The sequence below is a fragment of the Ferruginibacter sp. genome, from assembly GCF_031430955.1.
Classification (GTDB): Bacteria; Bacteroidota; Bacteroidia; order Chitinophagales; family Chitinophagaceae; genus Ferruginibacter.
This window is the reverse complement of record NZ_JANPCM010000487.1, coordinates 1-14,663: the sequence shown is the minus strand read 5'-3', so window position 1 is coordinate 14,663 and position 14,663 is coordinate 1. Positions and strand designations below refer to the sequence as shown.

Below are 14,663 nucleotides of genomic sequence, written 5' to 3'. Positions count from 1 at the left end.
AACCCCAACAATTCCCAACGGTTTTGCATTCACCACCACCAACTTTGATGATGGTTGGAACAGTACTGTAAAAGAAGATTGGGTAGAGGTAACAAAAGGAAATAGTAAAGTGTTGCTTCATTATTCCAATGCAATAACCGGCAAGTATTATCCTGATTCGGATGAAGGAATAAATGCTGCATGGAACAACCTGATTGCTCCACGGTACAACGACTTGCAAAATTATACTGCCTGGTATTCTACATCCATTCTTCCACGTCCTTATGTGATAGCAGCAAATGTTACTGATAAACAATCGGGAAAAAAAGTTTATGTAGTTCTTTTTCAAAAAGGAAATACAGGCTGGATAGAAATTATTTCTCCCGATAAAAATACTTTTATAAAAAATTTTGGAGTAGATAATACAACGCTAAATAATTATCCTGACCTGAAATTATTCGCCCCGCTTGAAAAACTGTCAACATATAATAAGTTTGGCATTGCAGCAACTGACTTAAAAGGAAAATGGTCTGATAAGTTTTCAGCAAGTTTTTTTAATTATAATAAAAGCGACGGGCAATACGCAGGCACCAATACAATTTCAATCGTAATAAATTTCAATTTTACTTCTGCCACTGCATACAACTGGGATGGCTATTCAACCAATAATGCCCATTCGGCGGGTGCTGCTAAAACATTCAAAACAAAAGGGTCGTTTAAAATGCTTACGAACTGGCAGATGCATTTTTCAGATATACAAGGAAAGGCCAAAACATACAATGCCTATTTTTCTTGCTTTAAAGGAGGAAGAATTTTATGGTTACAGGATAAGGATTACGGTGATTATAATGCTTATGGGAAGGTTGAGTAATAATAAAATTGTAAATGATAAATTAATATGAAAAAGATAATTCTTCTCTGTGCACTATCTGCCTGGGTGGCAAACATCTTTGCACAAAAAGAAACCTTTGATATTACTACATACACCGCACCTGCCGGGTGGAAAAAAGAAACAACAGCAAATGCCGTTCAGTTTACAAAAGAAGATGCTGCAAAAGGAACCTACTGTGCAATAACATTATTTAAATCTTTACCGGCTACAGCCAATGCAAAAGAAAATTTTGACCTGGCATGGACATCGGTAGTAAAAGAAATGGTAACCGTTTCTACAGCACCGGAAATGCAACCAGCCGCCATAGAAGATGGATGGGAAGCACACAGTGGCTATGCGCCATTTGAAAGCGAAGGCAGTAAAGGTGTTGTAGTTTTAGTAACATCCAGCGGCTACGAAAAAATGGTAAATATTATTATACTAACCAACACAGATGTATATGAAAAAGAGATGACAGCTTTTTTAGAATCGGTTAATTTAAAAAAACCTGCAGCTCAAAAACAGGTTAATAATATCAAAGCAGTTGATAAAACAGTTGCTGCTAAAAAAGAGCAGACAATTAAGAAACCTGCTGAAATTTCAAAAGGATTTGTTTTCTCTACCACCAACTTTGATGATGGCTGGACGAGTACAGTGCAGGAAGATTGGGTACAGGTAACAAAAGGCGGTACTAAAGTGCTGATTCATTTTCCCAATGCAAAAGCAGATGCTTACAATTCAGTTTTAAAAGAAGGGGATTACACGGCATGGAATGTATTGGTAGCACCACGTTACAGCAACATGAAAAATTTTGAGTGGAGATCCATACAAAGCTGGGAATCGGTTTCGTTTACAGAAGCTGATGCTACAGAAAACAGTACCGGTAATGCAGTGCATATTGTATTGTTTAAAAAACATTACAGCAATGGCAGTGGTGCCTACCTGGAATTTATTACCAATGCAAAAGCTGAGTACGAACAAGAATTTGGTGTTTATCACAACACAGCATTTGATTGGGACAAAGTTTCAAACATGCAGTATAGAAATAAGTTTGCAGTTGCTGCCAGCGACCTTAGCGGAACATGGACCAATAATTTTACGGGCATGACGCAGTACGTGAACGCTTACACTGGTGCAAGTGCAGGGGCAGATACCCATGCTTCTTCTCAAAAATTTATATTTGGCCCGGGTACTGCTTATAAATGGGATATTGGCGTTGCCAGTGGCTTTGTGGGCAATATTAAATTTCAAAGTGCAAAATCAAATGGAAAGTTCAGCTTACCCAATACATGGCAGGTGTATTTTTCTGAAATGGAAGGCAAACCCAAAACTTACGATGCTTATTTTTCCTGTGTAAAAGGAGGCCGCTTGCTATGGCTATCGGATGTTACTTATGCCGGCTACACTGCTTATGGTAAGGCAAATTAATAATGTTTAATAAAGAAAGTGCAATCGAAAAATCCCTGTTTTATAGGATAGTAATTACTGAATGCCAGGAATACATTTGACTTGTAATTTACTAAACTATGTTATCAGCATCAATACAAATATCAACCCGTACAGTAATGCAAAATTATGCTTGCCAAAATATGTTGCCTCAATTATGGAGCAATCTGAAAAAAATCAGTTTGTTGATCCTGTTGATTTTTATTTCGCATAACCTACTTGCACAAAAAGTAGTACCCGTAAATCGTTCGCCGCTTACGGGTATAGCCTTGCCCCCGGGAAGCAAACATGATAAACGAATGCTGAGTGTAGTTGGCGCACAAATGTTATTGGATACAGAAGGTAAAAAAACTGCTGCGGTTTTAAAAAATACTGAAGTGCTTTCGCTGCCGCCGGTAAAAAATAATGGATATACTGCAGACTCTTTTGCAGTTGCAGTACAACAATCCGGATGGTCCTTATCTGCTGTTGCGAATGAAAAAAATTATTACTGGTTGCAGCAAAATGATAAATATATATTGGCCTATTTTTTTACTGCTAAAAAAGAAACGAATATTTATTTTGGAGAAAGCAACCAGCCACCTCAGGGAATAATTACTCCGCCGCAGGTACAAACCGATGTACAGCAACAAAGCAATAACGGAACAGCACAACAAACAACCAATACCCAACCGGAACAACAAACACAAAATCAAACATCCGAAAATAATACAACTACTCCGGTAAGTTCCGGCTTTAAATTTAATACCAGCAACTTTGATGATGGCTGGGCTGCAACCGAACAGGCAGACTGGGTAGAAGTAAAAAAAGATAATATTAAAGTGCTGTTGCATTATCCTAAAGAAGGCACTATATTTCCTGCCGACCCTGAGCCATTAACTACAGCAGCCTGGAATATTTTAGTAGCACCACGTTACAGCAATCTTAAAAATTATAAAACTGCTTATATAACCACTTATAACAGGCCTTACCTTGGCATGGGCTATGCTACAGAAAATGCAAGCGGAAAAGAAGTGTTCCTTGTTTTATTCCGGCAAGGCCAAAGCGGCTGGCTCGAATTTATTGCACCTGATAAAAATACTTTTATGCAGCAATACAAATTTGATCCTGAAACTATTAGATGGGATAGCGAATCTGACCTGATGATACCGCTGGCAAAAATGACTGGCTACAATAAGTTTGCTGTAGCTGCTGCTGACTTTACCGGAAAATGGACCAGCGATTTTACAGGCATACAGCAACTGTACAATGTTTATACCGGCGATTATGCAGGCATGCATATGAACCAGTCCAACGAAGAATTTGTTTTTGCCGCAGGCAATACCTACAACTGGAAATTGCTGGTAGTAAATGGAATGGTGGGTAATGCAAAGTTTAACCAGGTTAAATCGTCAGGTAAAATTACAGTACCTAATAATTGGCAGGTTAATTTTTCGATGATAGAAAACAAGGCAAGAACGTATCACGCTTTTTGGTCTTGCATAAAAGGCGCAAGAATATTAAACCTCCTGGATGCAGATTACCCGGGTTCGGGCATCTACCAAAAATATGGATTAGCCAAATAAATTACTATTCTTCAAAATAATTATGAAAAAGGTATTCAGTTCAATATGTTTTTTTTGTTTGATCGCCACAACATTTGCTCAAAAAAAAATAACACCAGTAAGTCAATCATTATTAACGGGCATAAGTTTGCCTGCAGGAAGTAAACAAGATAAGCGAATGTTAAGTTTAGCGGCCGCAAAAATGTTATTGCAAATAGAAAGTGAAAAAGCAAAAACCTCATTAGCTGCTACCGAAGTATTAGTATTGCCGCCGGTTACCGGCGATGGATTTAATGCAGATTCATTGATAAAAAATCTTACGGTCCTGGGATGGGCCATTACTATTGTTGAAGGAAATGATAAGTATGCATGGTTACAAAAAGACAAACGGCATCTTATAATGTATTTTTTAATGGGTGCAAAAGAAACGGAACTATATTTTGCAGAAGCCACTGCAGCGCCTTTATATAAAACACCCGAAAATATTACGGCAACAATTCCGGCAACACCTGCAGCAACAAATGAACATCAGCAAACAACTGGTACAATAATCAAAACTGATCCGCCTGAAATTATTCAAAAGCCGCCCACGCCTTTTACCAATTCAGGATTCGCTTTTACTACCACCAACTTTGATGATGGATGGACAAGTACGGTACAGGAAGATTGGGTAGAAACAACTAAAGGCAATATAAAAGTACTCATTCATTACCCCAACAAAAATGCTGATGCATACAATTCTGTTTTGATGGACGGCTTAAAAAATGCCTGGAATGTTTTGGTTGCACCAAGGTATAGTTCAGCAATTAACTTTGAATTTAAACCTATTACGGGCTGGCAATCCATTGAATTTGCAGAAGCGGATATGGTTGAAAAAAATACAGGCAACACGGTGCATGTGGTGTTGTTTAAAATGAATTACTCTAACGGCAACGGAAAATATTTAGAGTTCATAACTCCCGATAAACAGTCTTTTGAAAATGAATTTGGAGCTTATCATCAAAAAACATACGGCTGGGAAAAAATGGAAAAGATGGCCAATTACAACAAGTTTGCTGTAGCTGCTTCTGATCTTACAGGCAAATGGACAAACGATTTTTCCGGTGCCATTCAATATGTAAGTGCATCAACCGGTTTTGATTCGCACATGGCAACACATGCTTCTGTTGAAAATTTTTTAATAACAGCAGCCTACACTTACAATTGGGATTTAGGTGTTGCCAGTGGTAATGTTGGAAATATAAAATTTCAAAGTGTAAAATCAAACGGCAAATTATCAATGACAGGAAACTGGAAACTTAATTTCTCTGACATAGGAGGTAAAGCCAGGACATACAATGTGTATTTCTCCTGCATAAAGGGTCTGCGTATTTTATGGCTTGATGAAAGGGCTTTTGCAAAAGCCGATCAATAAAGAATAGAACTATTCATAATTCAAATACACAACACTAAAAACTACAGACATGCGTACAATTATTTTTCTTTTATTGCTTTTACCAATTTTTTGTGCTGCACAAAAAACCGATGTACTTATAAAACTCACCGATGCAAGGGGGCAGCAAATAAAAGGCGATGCTGTTTTAAAAGGTTTTGAAAGATGGATAGCTGCAACAAGTATTACCAATGGTGGAAAAAATAATACACAGCTTAGTTTTACCATGGTAGTAAGTGGCGCTTCAGCCGATTTAAAAAAGGCAATAGCAAATGGTGAAGTTTTAATGAGTGGACAGGTTACAGTTCAATCACTCAATCCGTCTGGTGGAAGCCCAGCTATTTCCTACACTATTAAAATGGAAAACATTTCGGTAGCCGCCTGCTTCGAAGCAATGGGATGCAACAGTGCTATGAATACGACAGTTACTTTGCAGGCCATCCGAATTGGTTGGACGTATTATGATCAATCCAGAACAGGCGTACAAACTGTTTCCAGGAAATTTGGTTTTGATACCGGAACCGGTAAGGAATGGACAAATTTTTAAACATTTATTATTCACCTAACAATTTTATTATCATGAAAAAAGTATTCGCACTTTTAAGTTCCCTGTTGATTTTTGCAGGCGTAAAAGCACAAACTGCACCAGTTGTAAAAAAAGAAACGGTGAAACCCGGCACCATACAACCAGCGGTAACTGCAGACACTGCAAGAAAAATAGCTATGAAAGAAAACGTTAAACCAATAAAGTTTGATCACATAAAGCAAACGCCTGCAACATTGCCCATGAAAGAAAACACGATAAAGATGAAAGAAAATACTACAACTGCTAAACCACATAAAGATTAAATGCTGCTGCGCCTGTTTAATAAAAATAAAATTTACCAGCCTGCAGGCATTACAGTAAAACAAAGCCAGGTACATGAACGGGGAGTTTTTGCCTGTAAAAAAATTAAAGCCGGTGAGGTTATTGAAAGAGCCCCGGTAATTTTATTGCAGGCAGGCGATAAAGAGTTTTTACAAAACACTTCTTTATTCAGTTATTATTTTTTGATTGATAATGCGGATGCCCCCGCAGCGTTGGGGCTTGGCAACAGTTCGCTGTACAATCACTCGTACACTGCCAATGCAGTGTACACTGTTTGTTTAAAAGATACCTGCCTTATAATTAAAGCATGCAAAGCAATAAAACCTGGTGAAGAAATTACGCTTAATTATAATGGTAAACCAAATGATGCAACACCTGTTTATTTTCAGCCTGAAACAATATGAATAAACAGCTTTACATAAAAACTGTAAAGGGCAAAGGCCGTGGTGTTTTTTGCAAACAGTTAATTGCAAAAGATGAAGTATTTGAAACAGCACATGTAATTGTACTGCCTGCACAGGATTATAATACCGCTACTGCATCAGCACTGTGCGATTACTTTTTTAATTTTGATAAAGAGCTGGGTACACTGGCACTTGTACTTGGCTTCGGCTCTTTATACAATCATGCAGTGCATTCAAATGCAGGGTACAGTCTAAATAAAGAAACTAAAACAATGCAGTATTATGCAGTAGAAGATATTGAGCCGGGTGCTGAAATTTGTATTAATTATGGAGGCGAAAAAGGAAAAGAATATAAGGAATGGTTTGAGGCAAGAAATATAATTTATAAACAGGCTTAGTTATAAGTATTTAATTTTTCAACACGTATCAGTAAAAACTCTGCAGGTTTAATATTGGCAATGCCTGCAAGTAAAATCATTTTTTTATTGGCAATATCCGCAGCAGTCATTGTTTCGTTACCCATTGTAATAAAATAGGCCTGCTCTTTTTTTATGCCAAATAACTTTTCATCTCTGTAGTAGGTATACAATAAATTATCTGCTTCCAATCTAATTTTTGTCCAGGTGGCCGGGGTATTAGAAAGATGAATATGGGAGGCTACAATTTTATTCAATTCTATTTCAATGGTTGCTGCAACAGAAAGCTTGGTGACAGCCTTACTGCTGTACACATTATTTTTAAGTACCACTTTTGCCGGCACCGAATCTTTTATTAAAACCTGCTTTTGTTGTGCTGCAGTTTTTGTATGCATTACTATAAGTAAGATAAATAGAAAATTTTTCATACCAGTTTTTTTTATGATTGCATAAATGTACAAAGTGCCGGCCATTGCAATCTCCCCTTTTTAAGGGATTGTAACAGCTGCTCTCAAGCTATAGTTTTATCATCTAAAATAAAAAGATGAAAAACGTTTTTTATATAATGGTAATTGTAATGCTGTGTATGTTATGTGCCTGCAAAACGGTGCCTGTAACCGGCCGTAAACAGTTAAACCTTGTTCCTAATTCCATGATACAGGCATTGGCTTTTTCCCAGTACGATTCTGTAGTAAAAGTCAGTGCTACACTTTCTCAAAATGATGAAAGGGCACAAATGGTAACAAGAACCGGCACAAAAATTCAGCAGGCTGTTGAAATGTATATGCAGCAAAATAATATGAGCAAAGAAATTAAAAATTTTAAATGGGAATATAACACCATAAACGAAAATATTATAAATGCCTGGTGCATGCCCGGCGGTAAAGTGGTGGTGTACGCCGGCCTGTTACCCGTTACACAAAATGAAACAGCACTGGCGGTGGTGATGGGGCACGAAATTGCGCATGCCATTGCACGGCACGGTAACGAAAGAATGAGCACAGGATTATTAATGAGCCTGGGCGGATTAGTTTTAGAAGAAGCCTTAAAAGAAAAAAAGCAGGAAACACAATTACTTTTTTTAGGTTTGTACATGGTGGGCAGTAAACTTGCTATAGAATTGCCCAACAGCCGCATGCAGGAAAGTGAGGCCGATAAATTAGGTTTAATATTTATGAGCATGGCAGGTTACAATCCTGACGAAGCGGTTCCCTTCTGGCAACGGATGGCTGCTGAAAATAAGGGCAATAAATTACCACAATTTTTATCTACACACCCCAGCGACGAAACAAGAATAAAAAAATTAACTGAATTAATACCAGGGATAAAAGCACAATATTATAAACAATAAAATAAAAATTTATGCAATTAAAACATTTTCTTTTTGGCTGTATTAGTCTTACGCTTTGCAATTGCAGTGGCGGTTTTAGCAAAGGTGTAAAAAAAGATTTATCTACTGGTTTAACCAGTTCTTACAATGGCTTTGCTGTAGATGATATTTATTTAGCAGTGGATGATAATAAATTATCTACCAACAAAATTGCATTGGGTAAAAAGGTGGAGCTTATTGCAGACGGTGTAGATTATTACCAGCTAAAAGATGGCAAAGTAAATCCGGGGTGCCGCATTATTTTAACCGATAAAGCCGGCAAAGAAATACTGAACCTGCCTGATGCATTTGCAGAACAGGCTGCACTTGATAAATCTAAAGCAGCATCATTAAAAGCTACACTAACCACCGGCAGCCCCATGCTGGCGGGAGAAACCTATCATTTAAACGTACAGTTTTTTGATAAAAATAAAAAAGAAAGTGAGATTGTATCGGATGTGGATTTAGTGATGAAAGAGTAAGAGAATTTATTTTTATCTTTACTGCATTAAAAGCCTCACTGATAAACGGAGGCTTTTGCATTTAAATGAACGAAGAAAAATTTAAAGACTTACGTATTGTTTTCATGGGCACACCAGAATTTGCTGTTGCATCTCTTGATGCTTTGGTAAAGGCTGGATGCAATATTGTTGGCGTAATTACAGCACCCGATAAACCCGGTGGCAGAGGGATGCAGTTACAGCAAAGTGAAGTAAAAAAATATGCGGTTGAAAATAATTTAAATTTTCTGCAGCCTGAAAAATTAAAGAACCCTGAATTTTTAGAACAATTAAAATTATTGAAAGCAGATGTACAAATTGTAGTAGCCTTTCGTATGCTGCCCGAAATTGTTTGGAACATGCCGCACATGGGCACCATAAATTTACATGGCAGTTTATTGCCACAGTACCGCGGTGCAGCACCAATAAACTGGGCGGTTATAAATGGCGAAAAAGAAACCGGTGTAACTACTTTTAAATTACAACATCAAATAGATACCGGAGATATTTTATTGCAGCAAAGTTTTGCCATTGGAGAAAACGAAACAGCCGTTGAAGTGCATGATACCATGAAAGAAATGGGCGCACAACTTTTGGTAAAAACAATTAAAGGTTTGGCAGAGGGCACTTTAAAAGAAACACCACAGTTGTCAATGGTCAATAGTCACTGGTCAATAGAAAAGTCCGAAGCGTCAGGGAGTCATTCACCATTGACCATTCACCATTCTCCCAAACATGCACCAAAAATTTTTACCGAAACTTGCAAAATAGATTTTACTAAAACGGTGGAAGAAGTACATAATTTAATTAGAGGTCTGTCGCCTTTTCCCGGTGCGTTTACAATGCTTAATGGTAAAATGCTGAAGATTTATAAAGCTATGCGTCAAGAAGGCTTAAAGCCGTCAGACGTATTATACGAAACAGATGGTAAAACATTTTTAAAATTTGCCTGCGCCAATGGCTATATTGATGTAAAAGAATTGCAATTAGAAGGAAAGAAAAAAATGACCGTTGAAGAATTTCTAAGGGGCTACAGATTTTAAAATACATCAGGCGGTTTTACAAACCACCTGATGTATTTAATACTATTTTATTTTTAATTTCTCCAGCATTGCTTTACTTAAAGCCGCTTTAGGAACTACTAAACTTATAGTGTTAATTCCAAAATACGCTTCCGATACATTTATATAACCATGCACAGGCCCCACATCTCCCCAGGAGTTTTTAACCCAAAAAAATTGGTTGCCACTTTTTGATTTTTCCAATCCTGTAATATGCATCAGGTGATCATCCTGTGTAGTAAGATTTTCAAATAAGGTTTGCCGCCTTGCTGCCTCCGGGTTGCCTTCTTTTACTTCGCCTTTAATAATATCATCTTTAGTTTTCAATCCTTCAGGTATATTGCCCATATCAATGGCCGAACCCATTTTTTGCATAAAGCCATCGTTACTTACATCTGCATCCCACAGTACCGAATACCCTTTGGTTAAGGCATCTTTTGTTAATTGTATCATTTCATTTAAAGGCACATTATAATAAGCGGCATTACTAAAGTTATCCGGTACTTCTAAAACAAAAGGCTGGTAATAATTATGATGGGTAAAAGAAGTAATGTTAACATAATCAGCTGCATTAAATTTTAATACAGCTGTTGCAAATGTTTTAGGTGTATATTCTTTACCATTATAATTAAATTCTTCCGGTGCTTTACCCAACTCGTCATCTAAAATTTCTTTGTACTTTTTCATCCAGTTTTGCGGCACAGGATTTATTTTTATAATGCTGTCTAAATATTCCTGTAATTCCTTAACTAATTTTACATGGTTATGCTCTGTATAGCCTGTCTTTAATCCACTGTACGCCGTTTCTGGCATGGCGCCATATTTATCAATGGCGTTTATCAGGTCGTGCCCAAGGCCACCTTCTCCAAATTGTGTATGGCCCTGGCGCAGTATATAATTTTTTGCTTTTTCCAAATATGTATTTCTAACAGAAAACATTTCACTCAAATCTATTTCACCTAAATTATTTTTAAGGCATTGGCTTTCTATTAATGATGTGGTGGAAAAGCACCAGCAGGTGCCCGTCATTCCCTGATTTTTTACACTGGTTGCAGCAATATTTTTTTCTTCGGTAAAATAATGGGGTGCATTTGTATTTTCTATGCTTGGCTTACCATTTGGCTCACGTGGTTTTACCGGTTGTGGCAAATCTCCCTGCGACCAGCCTGCCAAAAAAAAAGCAACAGCAAATGCCGATAAAAATATTTTCTTCATAAAATTTATTTTGAATAATTGATGGTACAATATAATTTATTTTCTCCTGCGCCTAATGCACTGGCGGCAGCATTACTTATCCTTATTATCAATCCGCCATTTTGTTTTATATCCGGAATTAGATCCAGCACTTTTGCATATATCGATTTACCTGTAGCATTGTTAGTTATTTTTAAAATAGTTCCGGCAGCAGCTGTATTGTGCAGGCAATAATATTTTCCATCCTGCCAGCCACTGGTACTTTTAAAAATACCGCCATCGCCAGTTTCAGTTACTAAGGAGTTGCCTTTTGTTTGTTCATCAAATACATTTTTAAAAATGCCCCCTTTAAAATCAGCCGCCTTTGCTTCGTTAACAGGTGGTGGGGCAACATCATATTTTTTTACAGGCTGTGGTATTTCCTTTTTTATTTCAACCGGTTTTACACTTTCAACAGTGTTGTTACTAACAGGGATATCTTTTTCTGCAACTTTTTTTATTGTCTTCGGTTCTTTAATTACCGCAATTGTATTTTGTTGTTGCGCTGCTTTATTGCTATTGCTGTATCCTACAATTATTTTTGTTCCTTCACTCAATGCATCAGCAGTAAGGTTATTCCATTTTTTTATATCTGCCACTGTAGTATTATACAATTTACTAATTGCATACAGGGTTTGTTTTTTTGCTACGGTATGATAAACAGGGGTTGCTTTTTTTTCATCAGCCAAAATAGTTTTTATTACAGGTACCGGCCTTGCAGGTGCATTAACTGGTTTAACAGCTTCGGTTTTAGGCGCTTCATTTGCGGTACTTGCTGCAGGAATTTTTAATACCTGGCCCAGCGTTAAACCTTTATCATAATCAATATTATTATAGGTGGCCAGCTCCCTGCCATTAATATTATATAAACGGCCAATGCTGGTAAGGCTTTCTTTTGCCTTTACGGTATGGGTTATAACTTTTTGAGCAATTGCAAACAGCGGCAGTAAAAACAACAGAAAAAATAATTTCTTCATAGCGAAAAATATTGTGCTGCAAATATGCAAAAATTAGTTGGTTTTTGTACCTATTAAGTTGTTAAGAATACCGCTTATTTATTAAGGATGCGCCATTCTTTAGGATAATAATTGTTAATACGGTTGGGAAGTATTTTTACCCAACCCAAAGGCAGTTGCTGATATTTTATTAATGCCCAGCCTTTTAACGAGTATTTAATTTTTATTTCCTGCTTACGCAGATATTGAAGAGCCGTTTGCAAATCCACCTCAATTGAAGGAATGCCTTTGCTGATAATTGTACTTAATGCCAGCTCGTGATGAGGAATTAGTTCATCCCTGATAACAGCACCCATTTTTACGCCAGCTTTTTTTATGTATAAAGAATTTTGAATAGCCGCTAAATCATTGTGCAGATGAAGGGGCATTGCAATTATGTCTTCATTTTGTTTGATGAAAAAAAAATCATCTGCATTTTTTAACCAGGGTTTTAAAACCTCCATTTCATTTTTAGATACTTTTTCTGTTTTTCTATTTGCTAATTGCGTATTACCATTTGCAAATTGCCTGTTGATAAACGCTGCAATAAAAAAACCTTCGCCTTTTACTTTATCTGGATAAAACCGGTAACCAAATCCTTTATAAATTTCGCTTTGTGTTTCCACAATATCCCAGCTTTCTTCAATCTTCAGTTGTACACTTTCAACTTTAAATTCTTTTATTATCCAGTCGCATATTGCCTCATCTTCCTCGGTGGAGTAAGAGCAGGTGGAATAAATTATAATCCCATTTTCTTTTAAGGAAGAAAATACATCGGCTAAAATTCTTTGCTGGCGCTGGCTGCACAGCTGTACATTATTTAAACTCCATTCGTCAATTGCTGCAACATCCTTTCTGAATAAGCCACTGCCACTGCATGGTGCATCTATCACTATAACATCAAAGTAATTTTCTAAACGCTTAAAATCTTTTGCATCGTTATTAGTAACAATAACATTTGCTGCACCCCATTTGGTAATATTTTCACTTAAAACATTAATCCTTGTTTTTATTACTTCGTTACTTACCAATAAACTTTCTGCAGAAATTAAAGACTGTATCAATGTAGATTTTCCACCGGGTGCAGCGCACAGGTCTAAAATTTTTACGGTTTGCAATAAATCAACAGTTTGCTTTAATGCCTGCTCTAAAAACATACTGCTGGCTTCCTGCACATAATATGCTCCTGCATGAAAAAGCGGGTCCGCTGTGAATGATGGCCGCTCAGCAAAATAGTATCCTTTGGTATTCCATGGAACTTCCTCCAGTTGAGCATTGAATATGGAGGATTGATTATTGAATGTTTTTTCCGGATTTTTTCTAACAGAAGTTATTTGCTCACCGGATTGATGCACTTTTTTAAAAGCTTCTTCATCAAAGCCTTTAACTTCCTTTATCGAATCTAAAAATATACCTGGTAATTCCAAAATTAAAAATACTTATTTCAATAAATCAACAGCCTTGTTTACCTGTAAAGTGTAAGCCTGTAAAGTAGCAGCAACAATTTCAATATTATCCTGCGCTTCTTTCCAGTTGCGCTGTTCAACAGCTTCTCTTACACCCGGTATTGTTTTTACACCATAGCCTGTATAAAAACCCGGTGCATAAATCTGGTGCTTATACCAGGTACGCCTTGGTAAACCGTTTGGCTGAATTAAACTTTGCTCTGCTTTATATAAAATGGTATTTAATTCATTTTGTTTATCTCTGCTAAGCTGCATTGCTTTTGTATATAATTTTTGAAATTCCTCACTCAAATTTTTTAATTGTACCAATGCGTTTTCAAGATTGCTGAAATTTAAAAATGGAACAGCATCTTTCATTTTTGGGCTGGCGTAAATTTTTGTGGGGTCTTTGGCTAAATCAAAAGCATTATTTTTTAGTAAGGCATTGTGCATATCAGTTTCGGTCCTTGTGTTTTCTAATAATGTTTTTATTTCAACAGTGTATTCATTTACTGTTTTATAAAAACTATTAAAATCTATGGGCAGCACATCTGCATTAGCCAAACGCAATACCGTTCTTCCTGCTGTTTTTGATAAGGCTTCGCCATATTTAAAACCCGGATCTTTAAACTTTATAAACATATCGTACGAATCGTAAATAGAATGGTATTCACCTCCCTCGCCCTCGCCGTCAAAACCTAAATTCATTGATGGAATACCGAGGAATTGTAAAAATCCGCCCCAATCGCTTCCTGCTCCTAACGCACTTAGTTTTAATTGTTTGTTACCCAATAATTTTGTTCTTGCATTTTTATCAGCATCAATCATTGCTTTTGCATAACGTCTATCGTTGATGCTTACACCGGTTTCGGGATCTTTTACTTCGTTAGCAATTTCATTAAAATAAGTTTCAAAAACATGCGATCCGCCTGCACCAATAAATCCACGGCTGTTACCATCTGTATTAATATAAGCAACAGTTTTTTGTTTTAATTCTTCCTGGTGATCTTCTACCCATTCTGTACTGCCCAGCAAACTTGGTTCTTCTGCATCCCATGCACAAAATACAATGGTGCGTTTTGGTTTAATGCCTTTTGCTG

The 14,663-nt window shown here is 36.9% G+C and carries 16 protein-coding genes; 11 read left to right on the top strand and 5 right to left on the bottom strand.

The window, feature by feature from the left end; all coding sequences use genetic code 11:
• The 8 genes from ACY65O_RS13560 to ACY65O_RS13525 all read left to right on the top strand — a co-directional run.
• A partial coding sequence (locus ACY65O_RS13560) for a hypothetical protein (RefSeq protein ID WP_462221395.1) occupies positions 1–850 on the top strand: 850 nt, incomplete at its 5' end.
• A 27-nt stretch (positions 851–877) separates the two neighbouring features.
• The gene (locus ACY65O_RS13555) at positions 878–2,278 is read left to right on the top strand and encodes a hypothetical protein (RefSeq protein ID WP_462221394.1); all 1,401 of its coding nucleotides are present in this window, start codon (positions 878–880) and stop codon (positions 2,276–2,278) included.
• A gap of 203 nt (positions 2,279–2,481) precedes the next feature.
• Positions 2,482–3,861: a hypothetical protein gene (locus ACY65O_RS13550; protein WP_462221393.1), complete on the top strand. Its 1,380-nt coding sequence runs from the start codon at positions 2,482–2,484 to the stop codon at positions 3,859–3,861.
• A 22-nt stretch (positions 3,862–3,883) separates the two neighbouring features.
• Positions 3,884–5,254, top strand: a complete 1,371-nt coding sequence (locus tag ACY65O_RS13545; protein ID WP_462221392.1) for a hypothetical protein — start codon at positions 3,884–3,886, stop codon at positions 5,252–5,254.
• 49 nt (positions 5,255–5,303) lie between these two features.
• Positions 5,304–5,819: a type VI secretion system tube protein Hcp gene (locus ACY65O_RS13540; protein ID WP_462221391.1), complete on the top strand. Its 516-nt coding sequence runs from the start codon at positions 5,304–5,306 to the stop codon at positions 5,817–5,819.
• Positions 5,820–5,851: 32 nt separating this feature from the next.
• Entirely contained in the window at positions 5,852–6,121 is a 270-nt protein-coding gene (locus ACY65O_RS13535) for a hypothetical protein (protein ID WP_462221390.1), read from the top strand.
• Positions 6,122–6,544 carry an SET domain-containing protein-lysine N-methyltransferase gene (locus tag ACY65O_RS13530; RefSeq protein ID WP_462221389.1) on the top strand — a complete coding sequence of 141 codons (423 nt, stop codon included), beginning with the start codon at positions 6,122–6,124 and terminating at the stop codon, positions 6,542–6,544. It abuts the gene before it with no gap.
• The gene (locus tag ACY65O_RS13525) at positions 6,541–6,942 is read left to right on the top strand and encodes an SET domain-containing protein (RefSeq protein WP_462221388.1); all 402 of its coding nucleotides are present in this window, start codon (positions 6,541–6,543) and stop codon (positions 6,940–6,942) included. Before ACY65O_RS13530 ends, ACY65O_RS13525 begins: the two co-directional genes overlap by 4 nt.
• Here the strand turns inward: ACY65O_RS13525 and ACY65O_RS13520 are convergent.
• Positions 6,939–7,388, bottom strand: a complete 450-nt coding sequence (locus ACY65O_RS13520) for a hypothetical protein (RefSeq protein WP_462221387.1) — start codon at positions 7,386–7,388, stop codon at positions 6,939–6,941. The genes ACY65O_RS13525 and ACY65O_RS13520 overlap by 4 nt on opposite strands.
• A 116-nt stretch (positions 7,389–7,504) precedes the next feature.
• On the opposite strand from ACY65O_RS13520, the gene ACY65O_RS13515 reads away from it, so the two are divergent.
• The 3 genes from ACY65O_RS13515 (at position 7,505) to ACY65O_RS13505 (ending at position 9,872) form a co-directional block, all read left to right on the top strand.
• Positions 7,505–8,311 (top strand): M48 family metallopeptidase, encoded by an 807-nt coding sequence (locus ACY65O_RS13515; RefSeq protein WP_462221386.1) that lies wholly within the window; start codon positions 7,505–7,507, stop codon positions 8,309–8,311.
• 11 nt (positions 8,312–8,322) lie between these two features.
• Complete coding sequence (locus ACY65O_RS13510) at positions 8,323–8,811, top strand: hypothetical protein (RefSeq protein WP_462221385.1); 489 nt, start codon at positions 8,323–8,325, stop codon at positions 8,809–8,811.
• 65 nt (positions 8,812–8,876) lie between these two features.
• Positions 8,877–9,872, top strand: coding sequence for a methionyl-tRNA formyltransferase (locus ACY65O_RS13505; RefSeq protein WP_462221384.1), 996 nt, complete (start codon positions 8,877–8,879; stop codon positions 9,870–9,872).
• Positions 9,873–9,914: 42 nt separating this feature from the next.
• Here ACY65O_RS13505 and ACY65O_RS13500 read toward each other — a convergent pair whose 3' ends face one another.
• The 4 genes from ACY65O_RS13500 to ACY65O_RS13485 form a co-directional block, all read right to left on the bottom strand.
• The gene (locus tag ACY65O_RS13500; protein WP_462221383.1) at positions 9,915–11,105 is read right to left on the bottom strand and encodes a C1 family peptidase; all 1,191 of its coding nucleotides are present in this window, start codon (positions 11,103–11,105) and stop codon (positions 9,915–9,917) included.
• Positions 11,106–11,110: 5 nt separating this feature from the next.
• On the bottom strand, positions 11,111–12,100 hold the full coding sequence (locus tag ACY65O_RS13495) for a DPBB and LysM peptidoglycan-binding domain-containing protein (RefSeq protein WP_462221382.1): 990 nt from the start codon (positions 12,098–12,100) through the stop codon (positions 11,111–11,113).
• 74 nt (positions 12,101–12,174) lie between these two features.
• Positions 12,175–13,545 (bottom strand): methyltransferase RsmF C-terminal domain-like protein, encoded by a 1,371-nt coding sequence (locus ACY65O_RS13490; protein ID WP_462221381.1) that lies wholly within the window; start codon positions 13,543–13,545, stop codon positions 12,175–12,177.
• Between the two features lie 12 nt (positions 13,546–13,557).
• The coding region (locus tag ACY65O_RS13485) for a transferrin receptor-like dimerization domain-containing protein (RefSeq protein WP_462221380.1) at positions 13,558–14,663 on the bottom strand (1,106 nt) is incomplete at its 5' end.